Annotated in this window: 22 protein-coding genes; 10 read left to right on the plus strand and 12 right to left on the minus strand. The window is 66.8% G+C overall.

Going from position 1 to position 23,844, the window contains the following annotated elements; genetic code table 11:
• Positions 1-16: 16 nt before the first annotated feature.
• Entirely contained in the window at positions 17-2,182 is a 2,166-nt protein-coding gene (locus P3102_RS04620) for an ATP-binding domain-containing protein (RefSeq protein WP_276366792.1), read from the plus strand.
• The gene (locus P3102_RS04625) at positions 2,169-2,852 is read left to right on the plus strand and encodes a DUF2290 domain-containing protein (RefSeq protein ID WP_276366794.1); all 684 of its coding nucleotides are present in this window, start codon (positions 2,169-2,171) and stop codon (positions 2,850-2,852) included. Before P3102_RS04620 ends, P3102_RS04625 begins: the two co-directional genes overlap by 14 nt.
• Positions 2,853-3,764: 912 nt before the next feature.
• Here the strand turns inward: P3102_RS04625 and P3102_RS04630 are convergent.
• Complete coding sequence (locus P3102_RS04630; RefSeq protein ID WP_276366795.1) at positions 3,765-4,541, minus strand: hypothetical protein; 777 nt, start codon at positions 4,539-4,541, stop codon at positions 3,765-3,767.
• 167 nt (positions 4,542-4,708) lie between these two features.
• On the opposite strand from P3102_RS04630, the gene P3102_RS04635 reads away from it, so the two are divergent.
• A complete protein-coding gene (locus P3102_RS04635) occupies positions 4,709-5,137 on the plus strand; it encodes a hypothetical protein (RefSeq protein ID WP_276366796.1) in 429 nt (142 codons plus the stop codon).
• Positions 5,138-5,543: 406 nt separating this feature from the next.
• Complete coding sequence (locus P3102_RS04640; protein ID WP_276366798.1) at positions 5,544-5,969, plus strand: DoxX family protein; 426 nt, start codon at positions 5,544-5,546, stop codon at positions 5,967-5,969.
• Positions 5,970-6,033: 64 nt separating this feature from the next.
• Here the strand turns inward: P3102_RS04640 and P3102_RS04645 are convergent, their stop codons facing one another.
• From P3102_RS04645 to P3102_RS04655, 3 genes are all read right to left on the minus strand, one after another.
• Complete coding sequence (locus tag P3102_RS04645) at positions 6,034-6,741, minus strand: TIGR03089 family protein (RefSeq protein ID WP_276366799.1); 708 nt, start codon at positions 6,739-6,741, stop codon at positions 6,034-6,036.
• A gap of 10 nt (positions 6,742-6,751) precedes the next feature.
• Positions 6,752-8,077 (minus strand): LCP family protein, encoded by a 1,326-nt coding sequence (locus tag P3102_RS04650; protein ID WP_276366801.1) that lies wholly within the window; start codon positions 8,075-8,077, stop codon positions 6,752-6,754.
• 89 nt (positions 8,078-8,166) lie between these two features.
• The gene (locus P3102_RS04655; RefSeq protein ID WP_276366803.1) at positions 8,167-9,699 is read right to left on the minus strand and encodes an LCP family protein; all 1,533 of its coding nucleotides are present in this window, start codon (positions 9,697-9,699) and stop codon (positions 8,167-8,169) included.
• Between the two features lie 151 nt (positions 9,700-9,850).
• On the opposite strand from P3102_RS04655, the gene rfbB reads away from it, so the two are divergent.
• Positions 9,851-10,834, plus strand: a complete 984-nt coding sequence (rfbB, locus tag P3102_RS04660; protein WP_276366804.1) for a dTDP-glucose 4,6-dehydratase — start codon at positions 9,851-9,853, stop codon at positions 10,832-10,834.
• A 4-nt stretch (positions 10,835-10,838) separates the two neighbouring features.
• On the plus strand, positions 10,839-11,711 hold the full coding sequence (rfbD, locus tag P3102_RS04665) for a dTDP-4-dehydrorhamnose reductase (RefSeq protein WP_276366806.1): 873 nt from the start codon (positions 10,839-10,841) through the stop codon (positions 11,709-11,711).
• 563 nt (positions 11,712-12,274) lie between these two features.
• On the opposite strand, the gene P3102_RS04670 is transcribed toward rfbD, so the two are convergent.
• From P3102_RS04670 to P3102_RS04680, 3 genes are read right to left on the minus strand one after another with little or no spacing between them, the layout of a single operon-like run.
• Positions 12,275-13,363, minus strand: coding sequence for a glycosyltransferase family 1 protein (locus P3102_RS04670; protein ID WP_276366808.1), 1,089 nt, complete (start codon positions 13,361-13,363; stop codon positions 12,275-12,277).
• Positions 13,356-15,869, minus strand: coding sequence for a glycosyltransferase (locus P3102_RS04675; RefSeq protein ID WP_276366810.1), 2,514 nt, complete (start codon positions 15,867-15,869; stop codon positions 13,356-13,358). Before P3102_RS04675 ends, P3102_RS04670 begins: the two co-directional genes overlap by 8 nt.
• A gap of 32 nt (positions 15,870-15,901) precedes the next feature.
• Positions 15,902-16,825 (minus strand): glycosyltransferase family 2 protein, encoded by a 924-nt coding sequence (locus tag P3102_RS04680; RefSeq protein WP_276366812.1) that lies wholly within the window; start codon positions 16,823-16,825, stop codon positions 15,902-15,904.
• 19 nt (positions 16,826-16,844) lie between these two features.
• On the opposite strand from P3102_RS04680, the gene P3102_RS04685 reads away from it, so the two are divergent.
• The 3 genes from P3102_RS04685 to P3102_RS04695 are packed head-to-tail and all read left to right on the plus strand — an operon-like array spanning position 16,845 to position 20,028.
• A complete protein-coding gene (locus P3102_RS04685; protein ID WP_276366813.1) occupies positions 16,845-17,933 on the plus strand; it encodes a glycosyltransferase family 1 protein in 1,089 nt (362 codons plus the stop codon).
• 38 nt (positions 17,934-17,971) lie between these two features.
• Positions 17,972-19,108 (plus strand): glycosyltransferase family 1 protein, encoded by a 1,137-nt coding sequence (locus P3102_RS04690; protein WP_276371623.1) that lies wholly within the window; start codon positions 17,972-17,974, stop codon positions 19,106-19,108.
• Positions 19,109-19,164: 56 nt separating this feature from the next.
• Complete coding sequence (locus tag P3102_RS04695; RefSeq protein WP_276366815.1) at positions 19,165-20,028, plus strand: glycosyltransferase family 2 protein; 864 nt, start codon at positions 19,165-19,167, stop codon at positions 20,026-20,028.
• 236 nt (positions 20,029-20,264) lie between these two features.
• Here the strand turns inward: P3102_RS04695 and P3102_RS04700 are convergent, their stop codons facing one another.
• Positions 20,265-20,702 carry a hypothetical protein gene (locus tag P3102_RS04700; protein WP_276366816.1) on the minus strand — a complete coding sequence of 146 codons (438 nt, stop codon included), beginning with the start codon at positions 20,700-20,702 and terminating at the stop codon, positions 20,265-20,267.
• A 201-nt stretch (positions 20,703-20,903) separates the two neighbouring features.
• On the minus strand, positions 20,904-21,356 hold the full coding sequence (locus P3102_RS04705) for an adenylyltransferase/cytidyltransferase family protein (protein ID WP_276366818.1): 453 nt from the start codon (positions 21,354-21,356) through the stop codon (positions 20,904-20,906).
• A 74-nt stretch (positions 21,357-21,430) separates the two neighbouring features.
• Between P3102_RS04705 and P3102_RS04710 the strand changes: the two genes are divergently transcribed.
• Positions 21,431-22,327, plus strand: coding sequence for a DNA-3-methyladenine glycosylase 2 family protein (locus P3102_RS04710; protein WP_276366820.1), 897 nt, complete (start codon positions 21,431-21,433; stop codon positions 22,325-22,327).
• A 22-nt stretch (positions 22,328-22,349) separates the two neighbouring features.
• Here the strand turns inward: P3102_RS04710 and P3102_RS04715 are convergent, their stop codons facing one another.
• The 3 genes from P3102_RS04715 to P3102_RS04725 form a co-directional block, all read right to left on the minus strand.
• Positions 22,350-22,550 carry a hypothetical protein gene (locus P3102_RS04715; RefSeq protein WP_276371625.1) on the minus strand — a complete coding sequence of 67 codons (201 nt, stop codon included), beginning with the start codon at positions 22,548-22,550 and terminating at the stop codon, positions 22,350-22,352.
• A gap of 69 nt (positions 22,551-22,619) precedes the next feature.
• The gene (locus P3102_RS04720; RefSeq protein ID WP_276366821.1) at positions 22,620-22,970 is read right to left on the minus strand and encodes a GntR family transcriptional regulator; all 351 of its coding nucleotides are present in this window, start codon (positions 22,968-22,970) and stop codon (positions 22,620-22,622) included.
• 74 nt (positions 22,971-23,044) lie between these two features.
• The gene (locus P3102_RS04725; protein WP_276366822.1) at positions 23,045-23,824 is read right to left on the minus strand and encodes a hypothetical protein; all 780 of its coding nucleotides are present in this window, start codon (positions 23,822-23,824) and stop codon (positions 23,045-23,047) included.
• Positions 23,825-23,844 lie beyond the last annotated feature (20 nt).

The raw sequence follows: 23,844 nt of genomic DNA on the forward strand, positions 1-23,844 counted from the left end.
TGTCGGAGAGTTACTGGTGACCACTCAACCTACAATAGTTCGCGGTACGAATGATAAACCAGCGGCTAGTGACAGCTTGGCGGGCATCTTCGAGAGCTCGCAGAGTCTCGACGGCCAACTCTTTATAGGTTATCCAATTATCGGTACCGCTGACGGTAAGTTGCCCATCGATGCCGTTTATGTGTCACCTACGCGCGGTGTGGTGGTTTTTGACCTTGTTGAGGGGAACAATCTATCCGGCTTTGAGAGTCGGCAAGATGATGCTGCGACAAAGTTGGAGTCGCGCTTGATGCAGCATCGTGATCTCGTGAATCGGAGAAAACTCAAGGTTATCGTCACGCCGGTGACCTTTGCGCCTGCGGTCTCTTCAAGAGGTATCGAGGAAAGCAATTCCGAAGAGTATCGGATAGCTAATGTGGACAGCTTGGAAGCCCTTCTCGCTGAAATTCCAGGCGGGCATCTTGACTCAATCACTTACGCTCAAACTCTCTCCGCGTTGCAAAGTATTTCCACTATCCGGAAGTCGCGCGCAAGTCGAGTTGTGTCTGACGAGAAGTCGCGAGGTGCGCGACTGAAGCGACTTGAGGAATCAATTGCAACGCTTGACAATCAGCAGAGTAAAGCTGTAATTGAAACAGTTAAAGGCGTTCAGCGGATCCGCGGTCTCGCGGGCTCAGGAAAAACAATCGTACTTGCGCTCAAGGCCGCCTATCTGCATGCACAGCATCCTGATTGGAAAATCGCGGTCACGTTCCAAACTCGCTCGTTAAGGTCTCAATTTAGTAGATTGATTAACAATTTTTCAATTGAGCAGGCTGGCGAAGAGCCTGATTGGGACAGACTAAAAATTATCCACGCGTGGGGGGCGCCGGGAGGCGGTCGTCGCGAGGGTATCTACCATGAGTTCTGCGTCAGTAATGAGACGACATACTATGACTTTATGAGCGCTAACTCAAAGTATGGACGCGATCAAGCTTTCCAGGGCGCTTGCCGAGAGGCGCTCGCGGAGGCTACTGAACCAAATGTAACCTACGATGCAATTCTTGTAGATGAAGCGCAAGACTTCCCTCCTGAATTCCTGAATCTGTGCTACAAAATCCTCACTGCTCAAAAGCGGCTTGTCTATGCGTATGATGAGTTGCAGAACCTTTCTAGTGCGGGGCTCCCGTCGGCCGCTGACATATTTGGCGTGGATTCCACTGGGACGCCTCGAGTGTCGTTCGATAACTCTTCTCAGGATGTCATACTTGAGAAGTGCTACAGGAACTCGCGCCCTGTGCTGACTAGCGCGCATTCTCTTGGATTTGGGATTTATCGGCAACCGCCCAACTCTGATTCGACGGGACTCGTCCAGATCTTTGATCAACCTGAGTTGTGGAATGACATCGGGTATCGGGTTAAGTCAGGGCAGACGGAGCCGGGAGAGCATGTCGTGTTGACGCGGCCAGCGGATACCAGTCCCGGCTTCCTCGAAGATCACTCGCCGGTAGACGACCTAATTCACTTCCAATCGTTCACCAATCAGGGAGAGCAGGCGCAGTGGGTCGCTGGCGAGATCGAGAAAAACCTCGAATCTGATGAGCTGCGGGCGGACGACATTGTCATTATCAATCCAAACCCCCGCACGGCACGTTCTAACCTCGGTCATGTGCGAAAGGCGCTGTTTCAGCGGGGAATCGCAACTCATCTCGCTGGGGTGGACGTAGGTGCAGATACCTTCTTTCGATCAGATGCTGAGAGCATTACCTGCACTGGAATCTTCCGTGCGAAGGGTAATGAAGCTGGAATGGTTTATATTATTGACGCCGATGAGTGTTATGAAAGCCCTGGCACTATGGCTCGCACGAGAAATATGCTTTTCACCGCGATAACGCGTAGCAAAGCGTGGGTCCGCGTTTTGGGTATTGGATCGCCTATGGATGCATTGAGGGCCGAGTACGACGAGGTAAAAGCCGCGAATTTTGAGCTTCGATTTAGGTACCCGACTGATCGGGAGCGGGCGCAGCTACAGGTTGTCCACAGGGATATGTCTGAGGAAGAACTTAATGCCGTTCGTCGACAGCGTACCGCATTGCCTCAGCTGGTAGAGGATCTCGAAACTGGACGCGTTTACCTCGAAGACCTTGACGACCGTGTTGTCAACAGGCTTCAGAGCATTTTGGATAGACATGGCAAGCAGTAGTCCATCGGCCAAATCTCTCATTAAAGATATTAAAGCAATTTCGGCATTCTTGATCGAAAAGAGCCTTGCGGATGATGCTAATTTTCCGACGGTTTTAGATGGGCCGGAAAAGAGGGAATATGTCGAGTATGTGCGAGGGGCCGACTATGCTGGCATGCTAAGGGACGTGCCATATCGCAAGGTCTACGAGGCTCAGGCGCTCGGTCGTCAGTATAATCTTCGGATGCTTGATGGGGCTTTGCTGCAGATGTCTTATGAGCTTAAGGGGGGCGAACTTGAGAAATCTCGGCACGCGTACCTTCCATCTCCTAGTCTGCTTCATTTTCATGAAGCAGCTGATTTGTACTACGAAGATGACCTATACTTGGACGTTGTTGCACATAGAGAGGTTCTAGTTCCTATTCGCTTTGACTACGACTCGCGGGAAGGTGTTTCAAGCAGCCTTCGGCACCCTGTTTCTCATCTTACGTTGGGCCAGTTTAAGGAATGCAGAATTGCGGCAACGGGTCCGATGACGCCATACTTCTTTACCGAGTTTATTCTTCGTTCTTTCTATGATCGCCCTGGTCAAGTTGTCTCAGACTTGCTCCCGGTTAGTGATGCTAAATGGTCGGGCTGTTCAACGCGAGAAGAAGTTGACCGAGTTCATATCGGTATACCGGTAACGTAGAAAGCGTTGACGAACTTGGCTCTAGGGGATCAAGGCGCCGCCGTCGGCGGCGCGCACGTCACCACTCGTACGGCGGGCTCCGCCCAAGCGACACGGACGGCCTGCCGCTCCGCTCCGGCCGCCGGTCGCGGCGAGCCCGCCGACGAGCAGCACCGCGCAGCGCGCCGCCGACGACGGAGATCCAAGGAGTCACTTCGCCTCAAACTCCCGGCTCACCCAGCCGACGCGCAGTGGTCACCAGGGGGTCCCTCGCTTCTCAGCGTCTAACACCGGCCCGATCGCGTCAAGGCGGGAAAGCGTGCCTTGACGCGATCGACCCGGCGCTAGAGATGGCGGGGGCGAGGGAAGCGGGGAGAATAGGCACGGGCAGGTCGGGTACCGGTTAACCAGTCGAAGGCTAGCCAGCGGTGCGCCATACTTCGGGCGGTCCCCTTCAACAGGCGCACGGGGCGCCCGGGGCGAAAGCCGAACCGGCGAGGGTAAAGCAGCGACATGGGGGATCTCGCATGCGTGGTGCGCGATCGGCACCTGTGAGTCCCTGCCGGACCTGTGATCGGCGGCAGTCATGCCGAAGCCCCGACGTGAGCCAGGCCGTCTACAGGCCGTCAGACGTCAGGTAGGGCCAAGATCCACCGAGAACTGTCGAGAGACGTTTGAGCAGCTCAGAGGCCATTTTCAGGCAAGATCGCCAGGAAGCCAGAAACAGGCCGAGAGATCACCCAGATCTACGAAGGCACCAACCAGATCCAGCGCATGGTCATGGCGCGCGCCCTGCTCAAGGGCTGACGTCTCAAGTACATGAAGGCCCCCTTCCTTGCGCCTAACGCAAGGAAGGGGGCCTTCACACGTTTTCATAAGTGGGGGACGAGACGTGGATCAGTTGGCCAGACTGTCGTCGGCGCCGTGGTTGCTTTAATTTGGCGGTAAGTGTCCAGGAGCTTCAGGAAGGGGCAAGTGCTTGGCGCGGCGCCAATAGTAGTACCGCTCTCTTACGAGATCCTCGGCTTCGTCCCAAGAATCGGCTCGGAGAAGTGGTGCCGGAGCCATTCTTCTGTTTGTCGAATTCGTGTAAGCGATGACGGGTTTGCCGGTCTCTTGAAGGTTTCGAATATTGGTCTCGTTGTCTTCGATGTAAATATCCGCATCGACCAGAGCCTTATCTCGCATGAAGCAGAGGTCCCAGTAAGGGATCGCATGTGCGTCTAGCCACTTGACCGTTTGAACCACGGCGTTCTTGTGAAAACTCCGGATGAACAACCTGTGCGTGATGATACGAATACGTACGCCTTCGGTTCCCAGTCGGCGTATTGCCTGAGCTGCGCCACTGATCGGCTGCATGGTAAGAAACAGATCGCGTTGAGTAACGGCGAATCGATGAATTCGTTCGTATTCGCCCGGCAGGAGGTGCCATTCTGGCAGGCCGTAGCTCACGTCCTCGGTCAGGTCGTGCTTGCAAGTCCCGCGCCAGTCCGCGACGATCTCGCGAAACTTCCCATAAAAATCAGCACAGACGCCGTCGAGGTCGACACCGAAGACGAACTCGTCAGTTATATCCGTCATTCTGCTTCCCTTTTTTCTGTAGTAGAGATCCTGGTTGCCTCCCGGTTTCGGATCTCCGTTGAATGCTTCGTAGTCGACCGATGGGTGTCGATGGTTACTGGAATGACCAATCTGATACCGAGGTGTCACCGTCCTTTCGTTTCAAACTGGCGTGTGGACTCGGTTACGCGGGAGTCTTACTTGTGCTCCCGGTCAGGTTTGGGTGTCGAATCGTGGAGCCGGATAGTGGTGCGTCCCTCGGTGAGATGCTTCACGGAAGTACGGCGATCATGGCCGCACGGTGTCACTCTCGGAGGATGTTCTGGTTCGCTCCGGTGTCGTGGACACCGCACGACGAGGCCGAGCTGATCGCCGGCTGGCGGTTGTGGCTCGAACTCGGGGACCGCAGGTGGCCGTCGGCCGCGTGGGACGGGACGGCGGCCGACGTCGTCAGGCCGCTGAGAGAGCTGGTCGCGGCGTGCGACGACATCGAGACGGGATACCGCGAGGCCGTCGACGAGCCGTCGGAGGAATTCATCCGGATCATTCAGTTCCTCGTATGGACCGTGAGCACGGTGATCGAGCTGTGGGCCGACGACGAGGTCCCGCTCGATGCCGAGCGCATAGCGTTGCTGCACGCCGATCTGGCCGGATTCGCCGAGCAGGCCGATCGGGTGCTCGAGGTGCTGGCCGTCAGCGGGGGCTGGCCGGGCCTGGCCGCGGAGCACCGGCAAACGGATCGCTGAGCGCTTCCGGTTCCTCGATCCGCGAGCCCGTCAGGTGTTCGGTCAGCCGGTGGGAGCCGGATCGGCGGGCTCGATCTCGATCACCTTTCGTCGTACTCGACGTCGTGCCGCGGGACACCGCGAACTCGGTGCTCCAGCTCGCCCGGTAGAGCCATCGAAACCAGGTCGACGGGCTCGACGCTGCCCGGATGCAGGAGCTCGTCCCACCAGCCGTTCGTCCGTCACGGAGGAGACCTGCCGTACGGGGGGATACCGTCCGCGACTTCCACAGAGGACATGCCGCCGACCGGGTCTGCTTCCTGTCGGGTACCTGTCGATCACGCTCCGGAGGTGCCATCGGAGCCGCCCGGTGCCCTACCGTGACCTGGGTAAGTTGAATATTCACCGACCAGAAAGCTGATGCCCGATGTTCGCTCGTTTCAAGGATGTCGCCCTCCTGCTCGGCCGGATCGGTGTCGGTGTGGTCTTCCTCGCACACGGCCTGCAGAAATGGGAAAAGGGGATCGACGGCACCGCGAAGTTCTTCGAGCAGACCGGAATTCCGCTGCCGACGCTCGCGGCGATCTTCGCGATCGCGGTGGAGATCGTGGGTGGGATCTTGTTCATCGTCGGTTTCCTGACGCCGCTGGTGGGCCTCGGCTTCGTCGTGGTTTCCGTCGGTGCCCTGCTCTCGGTGCACCTCGACAACGGTCTCACTGGTCAGGGTGGTTATGAATTCGTCCTCGTCCTGGCGGTCACCGGGCTCGCGCTCGGCTTCAACGCCGGCAAGCTGTCGCTCGACCATGTGCTCTTCGGGCGCAAGCGTGAGGTGAAGCAGCTCCAGGACGCCTGACCCCGGTCGCTATGAAGGGACCTTTCCTTGCAAATTTTGCAAGGAAAGGTCCCTTCATGGCACTTCAGGAGAGAAGATCCGCGGTAGTCCGCTCTGCTTCGCGCCGGGAAGCGAGTTTGGCCGGATCCGCGTCGGTGACCTGGACCAGATGCGCGCCGGCGGCCAGCGGCGTCAGAAAGCCCGCGAGGATGCCGTCGGAGCCGCTCCATTCCACAGTGGACAGAACGCGGTCATCCGCGGACAGGCCCGCCGAAGAAGCGCGGGAGCGGGCTTCGGCGATAACTTCGTCCACAGTGGACGAACCCAGCGCGGGAGTGCCGCCCGGCACGGGGAACAGCGGGCTGAACTGGTCACCCGAAAGCCTGGCTTCGGTCAGGTAGTCCATCGCCCCGTCGGGTACGGAACCGGCGGGCAGTCCGAGACCCATCGGGTGCAGCGAGACGACGGCCGTCCCGGCCGCGTCGGAAACGCCGCCGGGCGCGACGAACGCCACCCGCGCGCCCGCGGTCTCCGTCACCACCCTGGCGCCGCACCACCAAGCGCCCAGCAGGACACCGGCGGTCTGCCAATGCGACGGCAGCACGACGGCGACCTCGTCTCCCGGTTCGACGTCGAACTCGTCGACCAGCCAGTTCGCCGTCTTGGCGGCCCAGTTCACCGTGGTCGCCACGGACAGCTCGACCCGGCTGCCCTGCTTGTCGTCGTAGTGCGTGATCAGCGGTTTCGCGGGCGACCCGAGCAGGGGTCGCAGCAGCAGTTCGGTGAGGCTCACACCCTCAACGCTAGTTCACGCAGGGAACACTCGACGCGGCGAGCAGCGGAGCAGCACCGGGGGCGCCGCCGCCACCGCCCCGGCCCACCAGCCCGGACACGAAGGTCCGCACGGCGGCGGGGTCGATCTCGACGATGCTCTGGCCGTCCGCGCTGCGGCCGTTGATGTTCACCACCGGGATGGTCGTGAACGTCAGGTCACCGGAGGCGATCCCCTTCGCCTGCTGCGCGAACTCCAGCAGGTCCAGTCCCTCGTCCAGGACGATCGACCGGCGCACCACGTCCATCAGGCCCGCCATCGTCGACGGGCTGGTCAGCGTGCCCGCCGAGAGCACCTGGTTGAGCGCCGAGGACAGGAACGTCTGCTGCCGCACGATGCGATCGAGGTCGCCGCGGGGCAGGTTCTTCCGCTGCCGCACGAACGAAAGCGCCTCGCCGCCCGACACGGTCTGCTCGCCGCGCCGGAAGTTCGCGCCGGAGTCCTTGTCCTCGGTGGAGTGGTTCAGGCAGACCTTGACCCCGCCCAGCGCCTCGGTCAGCAGGTAGAACCCGAGCAGGTTGACCTCGGCGTAGTGGTCGATGCGGATCTGCGTCAGGTCCTGAACCGTCTGGACCAGCGCCTTGCGGCCTTCCTGATCGGAATCGCGTTCGAGTTTGGCCTGATCGCCTTCACCGCGGTGCGCGTTCGCGTAGTCGGCCTTCGCGATGCCGTACGCCGAGTTGATCTTGCCGGGACCGCGGCCGGGGATGCCGGTCCAGGTGTCGCGCGGGATCGAGACCCCGGACGGCTTCCCGCCGTTCTTCGGGATGCGCAGGATGATGACGGTGTCGGTGTTGACGCCCGGCTTCTCCTCGGTGCGCAGTTCCCTGAGCACCTTGCGCGGCAGCGGATTGCCCTGCGCGTCGGTCCGCGCGTCGCTGCCGACGAGGAGGATGTCGTTCGCGCCGTCGTCGGCGGGTGGTGCGGCGGGATCGTCGGCCCTGCTCAGGGCATTGGTCGTGGGGACGTTTTCCTGTAACTGGTCCTTGGTGACGTACGCGTAGCCCGTCGTGCCCAGAGCGAGCAGCGACACGAGGCCGAGCGCGATCCGGCGGGTGATCCGGCCGGCGCGGCGCAGCGGGCGTTCGGGTACGGCGAGCACACCCGAGACCGATTCGTCTTCGTCCTCGGCCGGGGCGGGCGACTGGGGAAGCAGCGGATCTCGCGGGTACGGCGTCGGGACGAACTGGGGCTCTTCGTCACTCTCGGTGTCCGATTTGCTGCCCTCTTCGGATCTGGGCTCTTCGTCGTCCAACTGCTCAGAACGTTCATTGACGCCCTTGTCTTCGTCGCCCATCCCTGTTCACCTCCCCTGGCGCTGCCGGTTGTCCGATCGTAGGAGAAGGCTAGGCCACCGTGAGGGTGGCCACGCTCAGTACCCGGCCATTAATTGACGCAGGGCACATTGCCCGCGACGATCGGCCTCGTGCTGGGTGCCGGCGGAGCGCTGGAGGGCGGCTGGGCCGGCTTCGCGGGGGTCGACGTCTTCGCCGGGGCAGAAGGCGGGGTCGCTCCCTTGAAGTCCTTGCCGAGCAGCACCCGCACCTTGCCGGGGGCGACGGCGCGGTCCGCCTCGGCCTGCACCGCGGTGCCGAAGGCCTGCTTGATCAGGGCCAGCGCGGCTTCGTCGCCCGGCGCGTGCCGGACGACCGTCGAGTTGCGGGTGCTGAGCTTGGTGTCGGGCGCGAGTTTGAAACCTTTGCTCTGCAGGAAATTCCGGGTCTCGGTAGCCAGCGTGGGGGAGCCGGATCCGTCGAAGATCTCGACGGTCACCGCTTCCGCGCCCGGCACGGTGGGCGAAGTCGAGGTGGGTGCCGCCTCGCCGTCGGCGGTGAGACGGCTGACTTCGGCCTGCACCTGCGCCGGGTCCACCCGGAGCACGGCGGCGCCGCCGATGATCGCGTCGCCCTGGGTCGGAATCGTGTGGAACTGGACGTTTCCACTGGTCAGCCCGCGCATCTGCGCGGCGAACTCCGGCAGATCCCAGCCCGCCGACAGTACGACGGACTTCTTCACCGCCTCGATCAGGTCCGCGATCTTCGCCGGGTTGACCAGGACGTCGGACGAGAGCACCTTGTTCGCCAGCCCCGACAGGAAGGCCTGCTGCCGCGCGATCCGGTCGAGGTCGCCGTTCTGCAGTTCGTAGCGCTGGCGGACGAAAGCGAGCGCCTGGACGCCCTCGACGGTCGACTTCCCGGCGGGCAGGTCCACGCCGGACTTCTTCTCCTTGACCGCGTTGTTGAGGCAGACCTCGACGCCGCCGATCGCCTTGGTGATCTCGTAGAAGCTCGACAGGTTGACCTCGGCGTACCGGTCGATCATCTTCGGCTTGCCGATGAACTTCTCCAGCGTCGCGATCAGGTTCTTGCGGCCCGCGTCCTTGGCCTTGGCGTCGACGTCCTTGAGATCGGAGTTGCCCTGCTGCTGCAGCGTCTTCGACGTGTCGTTGTAGGCGTACACGTACGCGCTGTTGAGCTTGTGCTTGCCGAAGCCGCCGGTGATCTCGACCCACGAGTCGCGGGGGAAGGAGATCGCGACCGCCTTCTTGCCGTCCTGGGGGATGTGCACCAGGATCATCGTGTCGGTCTGGCGCTCGCCGTCGGAGACACCGGCGTGCAGCATGTCGAGGACCTCGCGCGGCAGCGGATTTCCCTGCGCGTCGGTGCGGCTGTCCTGGCCGACGAGCAGGATGTCGATCGCGCCGTCCAGCGGTTTCGCGGGCGGGTGACCGTTGTCCTCGAAGATGTTCGTGGTCGCGAACCCCTTCGAGGGGTCACCGATGAACTGCCAGCCCCACCAGGTCAGCGCCAGGATCGTGATCGAGACCAGGCTGAACACGACCTTCACCCCACGGCGGGCGAAGACCACGACGCCACCGCCACGGCGCGCCGAAATGGGTGGCCCGGGACACTCGGTCACGTGCGGTCCTCCACGAATCTCCCCAGGGCACCCGCGTGCCTCGCCGACAACTCTACTGACCCCCGTGTTAGACGTCCGTAGGCTGGTGAAAGGTTGCCCCGGTCGTGACACACTCGGGCGGTCAGGGAAGTCGTAAAGGGAGGGTCGCGGCATGCGAGTGCTGGTCACCGGGGGTGCCGGGTTCATCGGTTCGCATTACGTCCGGCAGGCGCTGACCGGGGCGTACCCGAGCCTGGCCGACGCCGAGCTGATCGTGCTCGACAAGCTGACCTACGCGGGCAACGAAGCGAACCTGGAGCCGGTGCGCGAGAGCCCGCGGTACCGGTTCGAAAAGGGTGACATCTGCGACGCCGCCCTGGTCAACGAGCTGATGCGGGGCATCGACCTGGTCGTCCACTTCGCCGCCGAGTCCCATGTGGACCGTTCGATCGCCGGCGCGGCCGACTTCGTGCTGACCAACGTGCTCGGCACGCAGACCCTGTTGCAGGCCGCCCTCGAGGCCGAGGTCGGGAAGTTCGTCCACGTCTCCACCGACGAGGTGTACGGCTCGATCGACGAGGGTTCCTGGACCGAAGACCACGCGCTGGAGCCGAATTCGCCGTACTCGGCGTCGAAGGCGTCGTCCGATCTGCTGGCGCGTTCCTTCTTCCGCACGCACGGCTTGCCTGTCTGTGTCACGAGGTGCTCGAACAACTACGGTCCGTACCAATTCCCGGAGAAGGTCATCCCGCTCTTCGTGACGAACCTGCTCGACGGCAAGAGGGTCCCGCTCTACGGCGATGGGCTCAACGTGCGTGACTGGCTGCACGTGGACGATCACTGCCGCGGTATCCAGTTCGTCGCCGACGGCGGCAGGCCGGGCGAGGTCTACAACATCGGCGGGGGCACGGAACTGACGAACCGCGAGCTGACCGAGCGGCTGCTGACCGCGGTCGGCGCCGGTTGGGAGAGCGTCGAGCCGGTCGAGGACCGCAAGGGACACGACCGGCGGTACTCGGTCGACATCACCAAGATCTCGCGGGAGCTCGGTTACGCCCCGCGAAAGTCCTTTGAGGACGGTCTGGCTGACACGGTCGCGTGGTACAGCGGAAACCGGACGTGGTGGGAGCCGCTGAAGAACCGTGGGGGAGAGTGACCCGGTGCTGAGCATTCTCGTACCGGGTGGATCCGGCCAGCTGGGGCAGGACCTCAAGGCGCTGGCGGAGGACGCCACGACGCCGTCGTCGTCGGAGCTGAACGTGCGCGACACCGGCCAGGTCGTCGCCGCGGTGACCGAACTGGCGGACCGGGCGCGGGCGGCGGGAAGGTCGCCGGTGGTGATCAACGCGGCGGCCTATACCGCGGTGGACGCGGCGGAAACCGATGAGGCGTCGGCGTTCGCGGTGAACGCCGACGGCCCCCGGGTGCTCGCCGCGGCGTGTTCGTCGCGCGGGGTGCCGCTCATCCACGTGTCCACGGACTACGTGTTCGCCGGTGACGCGACTTCGCCGTACGAGCCCGATGAGCTGCTGGGACCGCTCAACGCCTACGGCCGGACGAAGGCGGCGGGCGAGGACGCGCTTCTCGGGTCGGGAGCCCGATCCTGGATCGTGCGGACGTCCTGGGTCTATGGCAAGACCGGATCGAATTTCGTCAAGACCATGGCACGCCTGGAAAAGGAACGCGACGAACTGTCCGTAGTGGACGATCAGACCGGTTCGCCGACCTGGTCCCGCGATCTCGCCGCCGGACTGCTGGAACTGGCCGGTCGCGTGGCCAGCGGCGACGGGCCTGCGCAGCGGGTGCTGCACTGCACGGGTGGCGGGTCGACGACGTGGTGCGGATTCGCGCGCGCGATCTTCGCGGAAGTCGGCGCGGACCCGGCGCGGGTGAAGCCCTGTACGACGGCGGAATTTCCGCGTCCCGCGGCGCGTCCGGCGTACGGAGTGCTGTCGAACGCTTCGTGGCGCGAAGCGGGCCTCACGCCACTTCGGGACTGGCCGGACGCGCTCAAGGCTTACTTCGCCTCCTGACGCTGCTTGGGTTCTGCTCCCGCGCTTCGCCTCTGGCCCGCGAGTTCGCCGTCTGAGCACGCGAGTTACGTCTCCAAGCACGCGAGTTACGTCTTCGAGCACGCGAGTCGCGCGGCCAATCACGTGAGTTCGCTCTGTTTGCACGAGCGTTCGCCTTTCGGCATGGAGGGCGCGGAGGTGGAGATGGGGGACACGCGTGCTTGGACGACGGTCTCGCGTGATTGGGGGGCCGTCTCGCGTGATCGAGGGAGAACTCGCGTAATCGAAAGGCAATCTCACGTGACTGAGGGGCCGTCTCGCGTGCGTGGGGAGGGGCGCTCGACCAGGGAGCGAACTCGCGTGATTGCGGAGCGTTTTCACGTGCTTGGAAAGCGTTCGCGCGTGTCTGAGGACGCAACTCACGTGCTTGGAGGGCGATCTCGCGTGATTGAAGGCGTAATTCACGTGATTGGGAGGCGAACTCGCGTGACAGGGGGCGGCAACGTGGGCTAGCAGCGCTAGGAAAGCTAGCGATACTAAAGGTCCCTTGCTTCGCTCTGGAGTGACGTGTGGGGCTGCTGTGCTCAGTGTTGCGTGCTCGCCTGGCGGTACGCGGCGACGGTGAGTTCGGCGCAGGCGCGCCAGGTGAAGTTCGCGACGTGGGCGCGGCGCGCGGCGGAAGTGGCGACGGCGTGCGGGTCGCTGACGGCCATCCGCAGCGCTTCCACCAGGCCGTCGACGTCCTCGTAGGGGACCAGGCTCGCGCAGTTCCCCGCGACCTCGCGCAGTGCCGGGATGTCCGTGCACACCACGGGGACGTCCGATGCCAGCGCTTCCAGCACGGGGAGCCCGAAGCCCTCGTCGCGTGACGGCAGCACGAGCGCGCTGGCCCCGGCGACGACCCGGCGGAGGTTCACGTCCGACAGGTAGCCCACGTGTCGCGAACGGGGGCCCACCGCGAACGAACCGGGGCCGACGAACACCAGTTCCGGCAGATCCGGCGCCGCCTCGTGCGCCTGCCGGAGCCAGTGCAGGCCCTTGCGGGGCCCGGGCGCGCCGGCGAAGAGCAGGTATCGGTCCGGAAGGCCGAGTTCCTTGCGGCGGTCCTTGTCGGGCGGGCGCGCGGTGAACCAGGCCGGGTTCACGCCGAGCGGGGTGACGACGATCTTGCCGCGGTCCACGTCGAGCCGTTCGGCGACCTGGTCGGCGACGGCGTTGGTGGGCGTGCAGATCGCGTCGGCGAGCCGGGCACCGCGCCGGACCAGGCGCGGCAGTTCGTGATCGCTCGGCGCGAGTTCCTCGGGAGCGTCCAGGAAGGCCAGATCGTGGATGGTCACCACGCCCGCCGCACGGAACCGGCCGGGCAGGACGAAGTTGGTGCCGTGCACGACATCCGTCGGCCCGGCGAAGAGTTCCACCGGCGGCAGTTGCGAACGCAGCCACGCCTTCCGCAGCAAGCGTGCCGCCACCGGCATGCCACGGGCCCGGACGCCGTGCGGGAGCACGTGCCGCAGCCGCCGCCAGCCGCGCAACGTGAACGCGACCGCGCGAGTGTCCACTTCGGACATCGACGCGAGCTCTTCGGACAGCGCGACCGTGTACCGGCCGATACCCGTCCTGGCACCGAGCAGCGGGGTCCCGTCGAGCAGGACGCGCAAGGGGCGGTCAGCCACGGCCGAGCCTCTGCTTGGCGACCTTGACCACGCGACCGCCGACGCGCCGCACGAGTTCCTTCGGGCCGCCGTCGGCGAGGTATTCGCGGATCAGGTCGACGTCGCGGCGCAGCATTTCCTTGCCCCGCACCGGTGCCGTGACCACGAGGTCCGCCGAACCGGGCAGCCGGTCCGCGGCGGGCCGCGGGTTCCGGCAGAACTCCACCAGCGGCTTCAGCGCCTCCGGCCAGGCGTACCGCTGGGCGACCGCGGCCATCCGCTCCACGCAGCCCGCGGCGAACTCCTCGTCGTACAACGCCTTTTCCAGCGCGTCGGCCAGCGCGTCCACGTCCTCGGCGGGGACGACGACACCGAGCCGTTCCTCGCGGACCAGATCGGCGAACGAATCGCCGTCGGTGGTGACGATCGGCAACCCGGCCCACAGATAGTCGAGCACCCGGGTGCGGAAGGCGAACGTCGTCTCGACGTGCTCGTAATGCGTGGTGACACCGCAGTTCGCGTCGAGCAGCCAGTTCTGGCGCTCCTCGTACGGCACCCACTGCTGGTTGAAGAACACGTGCTTGCCGGTGAGCCCGAGCGTGTCGGAGAGCAGCATCGTGCGCGCGCCGATGTCCATCTCGGTGACCTCGGGGTTGGGATGCTTCATCCCGAGGAACACCAGGCGGACGTCGCCGCGGCGCTGCCGCAGCCGTTCGATCGCCTGGACCAGCGTGAGCGGGTCGAACCAGCTGTAGACCCCGCCCGCCCACAACACGACGTGATCGGTTTCGCCGATTCCGTCCAAAGTGGACCGGAGGCCGGGGCCGGTGCGGACCGGCGCCTGCGGGGGCAGGCCGAACGGGACGATGGAGAGCAGCGACTGGGTGGTCGGGTCCGCGTCGTACAGCCGCGGGGAGAGCCTGCCCATCGCCGCGAGATGGCCCAGCCAGAAGTGCCGCTGACGCTCCGACGCGCACAGGAAGAAGTCCCCGCGTTCCAGTTGCGCGTCGAGCACCTTGGTGACCCCGATGAGGTCGAGCGCACGCTTGTCGTCGGGAACGCCTTTGCCCTGTTCGAGCAGTTCCAGGTGCATCGGGTCGTACAGATCCGCGACGACGATCTTGTGCGCGTACTGCATCTTGAGCGACGGCGCGAGTTCCAGCACGTGCCCCTGCAGGACGACGATGTCCGCCCAGGCGATCGGCGCCTCCAGCTCGCGCCGGTTCGCCGCGCTGACCCGGAACGGCGCGGGCGGCGGATCGGCGAGGGGATTGACCGTCACCAGGTGGACGTCGTGTTCGGCGGCCAGGGTCGCGGAGATGTTCCACGCGCGGATCGCCGGGCCCGCCATCCGTTCGGTGATCGCGTCGCCGGTGATCACCACGATCTTGCGGCGCTGCCCGAAAAGCGCGTCGATGCCGAACGTCTCGACCAGGACGTCGTGCGCGGCGAGATAACGCGGCAGCGGATACGCGGGCTCCAAAGCCTTGCGCAGCAGGGGAAGCAGGTCAGCGTCGGTGCGGACGCGGGCGGCCTGTTCGGTGGCACGTGACTCGGCCAGCGACGGCAGCAGGTCGACGAACTGGTCAATCGCCAGGACACCGGCCAACGTCGTCCTCGGTACTTCGACCGGACCGGTTTCGGCCGGGCCGACGCCCTGGGCGAGGTCGAGCTGGGTGGCGTCGAGGTCGCCACGAGCGGTCGCCCGGCGGACGGCCAGCGCCAGCGCGGCGGGCAGCGCCCGCGAGAGTGTTTCGTCGGAGAGGTTCTTGTACAGCGCGGCCAAGGCGTTGCGTTCCAGCAGGAAAGTCTCACGCCCGGAGTCCGGGGCGTCCACTGTGGACATCGTGGCGTGGTGCTTGTGGTAGGTCAGCGACTCCGGAACGTAGCGCACGCGCCAGCCGCGCAGGTTCAGCCGCCAGCCGAGGTCGACGTCCTCGTAGAACATGAAGAACCGCTCGTCGAACCCGCCGAGTTCGGCGAACACCCCGGCGCGGACGAACATCGCCGAACCGGTCGCGAACAGGACGTCCTTGGCGATCTCGTGCTCGGCCGCGGGGACGTCGGACAGGGGGCTGCCCGCGTGACGTTTGTAGCCCATGCCGAACCAGGTCAGGCCCGCGTCGACGAAGTCGGCGCCCGTGCCGTCCCAGTCGAGGACCTTGCTGGCCACCGCGGCGACCGTCGGCCGCGCGCGCAGTTCGGCGACGGCCGCCCCCACCCAGCCGGGCGCAGGACGGGCGTCGTTGTTGAGGAAGGCGAGCACGGTACCTGCCGCATGCTTCGCGCCTAGGTTGCAGCCACCCGCGAAGCCGGAGTTCACCGGCGATTCGACGAGCTTGACGCCCGGGGCGGCGGCTTTGATCTCGGCGACGTCAGAGCCGCCGGAAGCGTTGTCGACGCAGATGACCTCGAGATCCGGGTAATCGTGTTCGGCGAGTGCGCGCAGGCAGGTGACGGTGTCGGCGGCTCCCCGGTAGTTCACCACGATGACCGAGACGACCGGTTGCGTTTCCCCCTGCGCCAAAGCCGTACTCCCTGCTCTCGATTGGGGCAAGCTTAATTGCCCGCCCACGCGTCCCAGACCGCGCCTCGACCGAGTGTCGCGCGCCGGCCGATGGCTCGCCGCTCGAGGAGCGTGCGCGGCAGGCGGGCGGCGACGGCGCCCAGCACCCGGTACCGCAGGCTCGGACGGAAGTTCGGCGCCTCCGGTTTCCCCCGAAGGGGGAGGACGAGCGTGAGCGCGGCGAACTTCAGCAACTGGCGGAGCGCGACCTCGCGCGGGGCGCACCGCAGGAGGGTCAGCAGGCGGTTGCGTTCGTTCCACCGGTGGAACTGGACCGAACCCGGCCGGGTGCTCGCGCCATGCCGATGAGTGACCTCGGCTTCGGCGCCGACGACGTCCCAGCCCGCCAGCCGGAGCCGCCACGCGGTGTCGGTGTCCTCGTAGTAGCAGAAGTAGGACGCCGGGACGCCGCCGACGGAACGGAGTGCCTCGACGTTCAGCACGGCCGCGCCCCCGCAGAAGCCGAAGACCTCCTTGGCGGGTTCCGCCACGTCGGCGCCGTGGCCGTCGGCGGTCAGGCGGACGCCGGTGGACTGGACGGTCCCGTCGGCGAGCGTCAGCCGGGCGCTCACGGCGGCGGCGAGCGGAGCTCGGGCGAGGGTGTCTTCGCAGGTGGCGAGCCAATCCGGAGCCGGCGCGGCGTCGTCGTTCAGCCACGCCATCAGCGGGGTGCCCACTCTGTCCAGTGCGGCGGCCATGGCGCCCGCGTAACCGGTGTTGCGCCGCAGCCGGAGCACCTCGGGCTTCGACGGATGGGCGGCGAGCAGGGCGGCCGTTCCGTCGTCGGAGGCGTTGTCGACGACCAAGGCGCGATGCGGGCGGGACTGCGCGGCGAGTGCGTCGAGGCAGGCGGTGACGTGCGCGGCGCCGCGCCAGGTGACCACGACGACGGTGGTGCCGGGTTCGGCGTCGGACATGCCAGAGAGAATAGAGACCATGCCCGAACTGGTCGTGCTCGCCGAGCAACTGCTGGCGCCGGTCCCCGGCGGGACGGGCCGCTACACCGGCGAGTTACTGCGGGCGCTCGCCGAGACCGCGCCGCCGGGCTGGACGGTGTCGAGCGTGGTCGCACGGCATGCCGACATCGAGGCCGCGGTCGTCGAGGGTGTCGAAGGGCCGCGCGTGCTGCCGATCCCGCCCCGTGCGCTGATCGCCGCCTGGCAGTGGGGCCTGCCGTGGTGGCCGGGTGGCGACGCGGTGCACGCGCCGACGCCGCTCGCGCCCGCCCGCGTGCCGAAGGGGCGGACGCTGTCGGTCGCGGTGCACGACACCGTGCCGTGGACGCATCCCGAGACACTGACCCCGCGTGGCGTCGCGTGGCACAAGGCGATGATCGCGCGGGCCGCGGCGCGGGCGACCGCGCTGACCGTACCCACGCAAGCGATTGCGAACGAGCTGGCCGGGCTGGTGCCGGTTTCGGCTCCACCGCACGTGATCCCGCACGGGGTGCGGCCGCCCGCGGCGTTCACCGAGGTCGCGCTGCCCGAGCGGTACGTGCTGGCGGTCGGGACGATCGAGCCGCGCAAGGGCGTCGACGTGCTGATCGACGCCATCGGCCGGATCGGGGTACCGCTGGTGCTGGCCGGTCAGCCCGGCTGGGGCGGGGTCGACCCGGCGGCGCTGGCGCGCGAGCACGGCGCAGACGTCCGGCTGCTGGGGAAGGTGAGCGACGCGGAACTGGCCTTCGCGTTGCGGGGCGCGTCGGTGCTGGCGATGCCGAGCCGGGCGGAGGGCTTCGGGCTTCCGGTGATCGAGGCGATGGCGGCCGGGGTGCCGGTGGTGCACTCGGACGTCCCCGCCCTGGTCGAGGTGGCCGGGGGAGCGGGCGTCACCGTCCCCGTCGGCGAGGTGCAAGCGCTTGCGGACGCCCTGCGGGACGTACTCGAGCAGCCGGAGCGCGCGGCAGCGCTGCGTGACAGTGGTCTCAGCCGTTCGAGTGAGTTCACCTGGCAGCGCGCCGCTTCGGTCGTTTGGGGCCTTCACCAGCGGGATCAGTTTTTCGGTTCGCCACCGCGGAGCCGGTGAGCCGCCGTACCCTCCTAGGGGTGACCGAAGAGCCTCGCGTGCTGATCGACGCGACCGCCGTCCCCGCGGACCGGGGTGGCGTCGGACGTTACGTGGATTCGCTGGTCGCGGCGCTGGACGAGGACGGCGCGCGGATCACCGTCGTCTGCCAGCCGCGGGACGCCGTGCTGTACGACCGGCTGGCGCCCGGCGCGCGGATCGTGCCCACCTCGCCGTCGACTTCGACCAGGACGGCCCGGCTGACCTGGGAGCAGGCGACCCTGCCCCGGCTGGTCCGGCGGCTCGCCGCCGACGTCGTCCACTCGCCGCACTACACGATGCCGCTGGCCAGTCCGGCCGCTTCGGTGGTGACGCTGCACGACGCGACTTTCTTCACCGACGCCCTCCTGCACTCTTCGGTGAAGGCGCGCTTCTTCCGCGCCTGGACCGCGACGGCGCTTCGCCGCGCGACGCTGTGCGTCGTGCCGAGCGTCGCGACGGCGGCCGAGCTGGAGCGCGTCGGCCAAGTGCGCAACGCGGAGCTGGAGATCATCCACCACGGCGTCGAACCGGATCGGTTCCATCCGCCCTCGCCCGCCGAGATCGAGGCCGCGCGTCAGGCCATCGGGCTCGGGAAGACGCCGTACGTCGCCTTCCTCGGCGCGCTGGAACCGCGCAAGAACGTGCCCGCGCTGATCCGCGGCTTCGCGCACGCCGTGACCGGCAGGCCGCATCCGCCCGCGCTGGTGCTGGCCGGACAGCCGGGCTGGGACTCGCAGGTCGAACGCGCTCTCGACGCCGTACCCCACCGCCTGCGGGTGATCCGCGCCGGATATCTGCCGTTCGACACGCTCGCCGGCTTCCTCGGCGGTTCCGAACTCGTCGCCTACCCGAGCCTCGGCGAGGGCTTCGGGCTGCCGGTGCTGGAAGCAATGGCGTGCGGCGCGGCCGTGCTCACGACCCGGCGGCTTTCGCTGCCGGAGGTCGGCGGGGACGCGGTCGCCTACTGCGGGGTCGGCGCCGGAGACGTCGCGGCGGCCATCTCGGAGCTGCTCGACGCGCCCGCGAGGCGTGCCGAGCTGGCCGAAGCCGCACTGAGGCGGGCGAAGGAGTTCTCGTGGGCCACGACCGCGGAGCGACACCGGGAGGCTTACGGGAAGGCTTGGCACCGGCATGCGCGGCGGCGGGCAGGCTGAGCCTCACGAGGTGGGTGCGGCGTGGTCGCGTTCGGTGACGGGTGGACAATGGCCCCGTGACTGAGCACCCCAGCTACGGCGACGGGCTCGCCGTCGTGACCGTGACGTACTTCCCCGGCGAAACCCTCGAAAAGTTCCTCGACACCCTGGAGAAGGCGACCGAGCGGGACGTCCAGGTCGTCGTCGCCGACAACGCCTCCACGGACGGCGCCCCGGAGCAGGCCGCCCGCCGGGAGAACGTCAAGCTGCTCAGCATCGGCGAGAACGTCGGCTACGGTACGGCCGCCAACCGGGGGGTCGCGGAACTCGACGACAGCTACGGCTGGGTCGTCGTGGTGAACCCGGACCTCGAATGGGAACCCGGTTCGCTCGACGCGCTGCTCGAGGTGGCCGAGCGCTGGCCGCGCGGGGGCGCGTTCGGACCGCTCATCCACGACCTCGACGGCACGGTCTACCCGTCGGCCCGGCTGCTGCCGTCGTTCGGCCGCGGGATCGGGCACGCGGCGTTCGGCAAGCTCTGGCCGGGGAACCCGTGGACGCGGCAGTACCGGCAGGAGACCGGCACCCCGGTCGAGCGCACGGCGGGCTGGCTTTCCGGCTCCTGCCAGCTGTTCCGCCGCGAGGCCTTCGACTCGGTCGACGGATTCGACACCCGCTACTTCATGTACTTCGAGGACGTCGACCTCGGCGAACGGCTGACCCGCGCGGGCTGGCTGAACGTGTACGCCCCTTCGTCGAGCGTCATGCACATCGGCGGGCATTCGACTTCGCAGGCTTCGGAGAAGATGCTGCGTGTGCACCACGAGAGTGCGTATCGCTATCTCGCGGACCGTCACCGCGGTCTCCTGTGGAAGCCGGTCCTGCTCGCGGTGAAGGCCGGTCTCGCGGCGCGGCTCAAGCTCGAAACACGGCGGAAGTAGCCGTTCCGGCTGCCGGAATTCACGCGACTCCGTTCCCCGCCGTCGTTACCGTCGGTGCATGGACTTCGCCGGGCTGGACACCTGGCTGACGGAACGCGCCCAGGGGGAACGCTTCTCCGGGGTCGTGCTGATCCGGCGCGGCACTACTGCAAAGACGGGGGGTATCCGCGCGCTATGAAAGGTCCTTTACTTGCAAAATTTGCAAGTAAAGGACCTTTCATAGCGCGTTTCGGGAGCTAAATGCCGTCCAGACGGCGCGAGAGGTTCGACCGTCCCGAAGGGTTCTGCTTCACCGTCGGCACCAGGCCGCCGACCTCGTTCTCGACGGTCTCCGGCTCCGGCTGCTCGATCAGCGGGCTCCGCACCGGCGCGGCGGGCGGCCGCCGGGTGAGCGGCGTCGTCGCCTGCGGCAGCGGCCTGGTCGGCTGGTGAGCACCGGGACGGCGGGGATAGGGCTGCGGCTGAGTCGAACCTTCGCCCCTGGCCGGCGACAGGTCCAGCCGCGTCGTCGGCTCGTGTCCCGCGAGCGGGTGATCGTTCTCGGCGATCAACGAAGCCGGGAGCTGAGTGGTCGTGTCCGGGTCCGAGGAACGATCGATCTCGGCGACCACCGAGCGGGGGATCTGCTGAGTGTTCGCGGAGTCCATCGGAGACGTCGCGTTGTCCGGTGTCACGACGAAGGCTCCACGCGCGCTTGCGCGTGCGAGCAAGGCGTCCGCCCGAGCACGGGGGTCCATTCCCCTAGGCCTCCCGACTGACCTGGGGCCCTCTGGGTTCAGGGCCGACTGTGTGTTGTCTAGGGTAGGCCCTAGGTGCGGCTGCCGTCAGCAGACCCGCAAACGTCTTCCGACAAATTCGGCGGGCCGCGGGGGACTTCAGGCTTCCATGTCCGAAACGATCCGGGTGCTGGAGTCGGCCTTGTCCGTACCGCCGATGCCGTAGATCATCGAGATGTTGTTGCGGGCCCCCGCCTCGACCTCGTCGGCTGGGAGCTCGTCGACGTTGCGCCGATCCCCGCCGTTGCAGAACTCGAGTTCCGTGTCGGGGTACTGCGCGCGGATCAGGTCGAACGATTCGTTGATGCCCGGCCCCTGCTCGACGGCGACGTACACGTCGTCGACGATGCGCAGCGCGCGGACGATCCGGGCCCGGATGTCCTCGGTCTGGATCACCCTGCCCTTCTTGAGGACTTGCTGGTGATCGTTGTTGACGACGACGATCAGGTAACCGGACCGTGCCTGTGCGGCCTCGAACAGGTCGAGATGGCCCTGGTGGAGCGGGTTGAAGTACCCGCTGACGATCGAGGCCTTCGCCGGTCGCTCGGTCATCGTCGATGTCCTCCATAGGCTTACGGTTTCAGGTGGCGCGCTAACCCTAGCCGAGTGCCAGGTAGCTTCATCGTGTGCTGTTCCGACCTGGATTCCCGCTGGAGCTGGGCACGGTGCTGGGTCCGTTGAGCCGTGGGTCACGGTCGCCCAACGTCGTCCGCACCGAGGCCGGGGTGACCTGGCTGGCCGCCAACACCGCGGACGGCGCGGGCACGCTCGCGCTGCTGCGGCGCCCCGACGGCGAGATCGAGGCGGAGGCATGGGGACCCGGAGCGGACAGGCTGCTCGACGGCGTCCCGGCGATGCTGGGCGCGCATGACGACGACTCCGAATTCGTCGCGCATCACGATGTCATCGCCTCGGCGCGGCGCCGGAACCCGGGTCTGCGCCTCGGCTCGACCGGCCGGGTGTGGGACGCGCTGGTGCTCGCCGTGCTGGAGCAGAAGGTGACCAGCATCGAAGCGCTGCGGTCCTGGGGTGAACTGTGCCGCTGGTTCGGCGAGCGGGCGCCGGGGCCGGGGCCGGCGCGGCTGCGTGTGCCGCCGACGCCCGTCGCCATCCGATCCATTGTGGACTGGGACTGGCATCGCGCCGGGGTGGACCTGAAACGGCGGACGACGCTGATCGCCGCGGCGCGCGTCGCTCCCCGGCTGGAAAAGGCTGTCGAACTGAAGGGTGTCGAAGGCCGGGCCTGGCTGCGGAAGGTACCCGGCATCGGCGTCTGGACCGCCGCGGAGATCGCGCAGCGTGCCTGGGGAGACCCGGACGCGGTGAGCTTCGGCGACTACAACATCCCGTCGATGGTCGGGCACGCGCTCGTCGGCACGAAACTCGACGACGTCGGGATGTCCGAGGTGCTGGCGCCGTATGCGCCGCAGCGGCAGCGCGCGGTGCGTTACCTGTCGACGGCCGGGTTCCGCCGCCCGAGGTTCGGGGCGAAGATCGAACTTCGCGACTACCGCACCATGTGAGCGCCTGCCGGGGGCGCCGCTCTCAGTTGCCCCAGCCCTGCGGCGGATGGGGCTGCTGCCGGCTCGGGTACTGCGGCGGCTGCTGCGGGTACTGCTGGTGCGGGAGGTGGGGCGGGTACTGCTGCGGCGGGTACACCGGGGGTTTCGGCTTGGTGAGGGTTCTCACCAGGAAGAAGATCCCGACGCCGACACCGGCGAGGACCAGGAAGATGATCAGTAGCATCAACACGGAGACTCCCATGCGGTGAGGTCAGCCGGTGGACGATCCGCGTGAGCGGTCACGAGGGAGGGATCAGCCGAGCGCCGCGTCGACGATCGCCTTGGCCTCGTCCCGGCCGAGACCCAGCTTCCTGGTCAGCGCGGCGTAGTCGGCGGCCGCCTGCCTCGCGCGCTCGCGGGTTTCGTCACCGACGGCGCTGACGAACGTCCCCGCCCGGCCGCGGGTCTCGATCAGACCCGCTTCTTCCAGTTCGCGATAGGCCTTGGCGACCGTGTTCGGGGCGATGCCGAGGTCTTCGGCGAGTTTCCGCACGGTCGGGAGTTTCGTCCCGACGGCCAAGGTGCCGTCGTTGATCCGCTCGGCGTAGGCGGTGCGGACCTGCTCGAAGGGCGGGACCGAGGAGTTCGGGTCGACCCTGACCATGCGGTTCTCCGTGTGGGGAATGCCGTGAAGGCCTCCTTACAGGGCAGGGAAGGAGGCCTTCACGGACAGCCGGACTACTGGCGAGGCGGGACGACCTGGGTGGCGTCACCGGCGCCGCCGGGCACGACCTGCGTGCGGTCGCCGCCGCCCGCCGGGGACACGACCTGGGTGCGGTCCGCACCGGCCGGGGACACGACCTGCGTCCGGTCCGCACCCGCTGGCGACACCACCTGGGTGCGGTCGGCACCGGCGTCCGCGCGCTGCTGCGGGGACACGACCTGCGTCCGGTCCGCACCCGCTGGCGACACCACCTGGGTGCGGTCGGCACCGGCGTCCGCCCGCTGCTGCGGGGACACGACCTGCGTGCGGTCCGCGCTGCCGTCGACCGGCGGTCCGGCCTGCGGAGGCGGCGGGAACCCGGGAACGGGTAGCGGGGGCTGCGACAGGGCGAACGGGTTGGGCGCCGGGGCCCCGGGTGGCGGCGCGAAACCCGCGGGTGGCGGCGCGAACCCGGCCGGAGCGGGGGCCGGGGACGGCGGGAAACCGGGCGCCTGGCCGTAACCGGGCTGAGGCGGCGGGAAACCGGGCTGCTGCTGCCAGGTGCCCTGCGGGGCGTGGCCACCGGGGGGCGGGGGCGGGGGGAAGCCCGGAGCCGGGCCGCCACCGCCGAAGTTCGGGTTCTGCGGGAAGGTCATCGGCGGCTTCTTCGCCTGGTTGACCTTCACGATGATCACCACGATCACGATGATGATGACGATGATCGCCAGGACCAGCAGAAACCAGCCGAAGCCGTCACCGTCACCGCTGCTGTGGACCCGGACCCGGTCGAGGTATGGCGTCAGCGCCGTCAGCATCATTCCCCCTTTTCAGAACG

The organism is Amycolatopsis sp. QT-25, from assembly GCF_029369745.1.
GTDB lineage: Bacteria > Actinomycetota > Actinomycetes > Mycobacteriales > Pseudonocardiaceae > Amycolatopsis.

Excerpts from the sequence above, each read along its gene's own strand:
- P3102_RS04720 (WP_276366821.1), bottom strand. The coding sequence starts at position 22,970 with ATGGTCAGGGTCGACCCGAACTCCTCGGTCCCGCCCTTCGAGCAGGTC.
- P3102_RS04705 (WP_276366818.1), bottom strand. The coding sequence starts at position 21,356 with ATGACCGAGCGACCGGCGAAGGCCTCGATCGTCAGCGGGTACTTCAAC.
- P3102_RS04650 (WP_276366801.1), bottom strand. The coding sequence starts at position 8,077 with ATGGGCGACGAAGACAAGGGCGTCAATGAACGTTCTGAGCAGTTGGAC.
- rfbB (WP_276366804.1), top strand. The coding sequence starts at position 9,851 with ATGCGAGTGCTGGTCACCGGGGGTGCCGGGTTCATCGGTTCGCATTAC.
- P3102_RS04640 (WP_276366798.1), top strand. The coding sequence starts at position 5,544 with ATGTTCGCTCGTTTCAAGGATGTCGCCCTCCTGCTCGGCCGGATCGGT.
- P3102_RS04625 (WP_276366794.1), top strand. The coding sequence starts at position 2,169 with ATGGCAAGCAGTAGTCCATCGGCCAAATCTCTCATTAAAGATATTAAA.
- P3102_RS04680 (WP_276366812.1), bottom strand. The coding sequence starts at position 16,825 with ATGTCCGACGCCGAACCCGGCACCACCGTCGTCGTGGTCACCTGGCGC.
- P3102_RS04725 (WP_276366822.1), bottom strand. The coding sequence starts at position 23,824 with ATGCTGACGGCGCTGACGCCATACCTCGACCGGGTCCGGGTCCACAGC.
- P3102_RS04635 (WP_276366796.1), top strand. The coding sequence starts at position 4,709 with ATGTTCTGGTTCGCTCCGGTGTCGTGGACACCGCACGACGAGGCCGAG.
- P3102_RS04715 (WP_276371625.1), bottom strand. The coding sequence starts at position 22,550 with ATGCTACTGATCATCTTCCTGGTCCTCGCCGGTGTCGGCGTCGGGATC.
- P3102_RS04685 (WP_276366813.1), top strand. The coding sequence starts at position 16,845 with ATGCCCGAACTGGTCGTGCTCGCCGAGCAACTGCTGGCGCCGGTCCCC.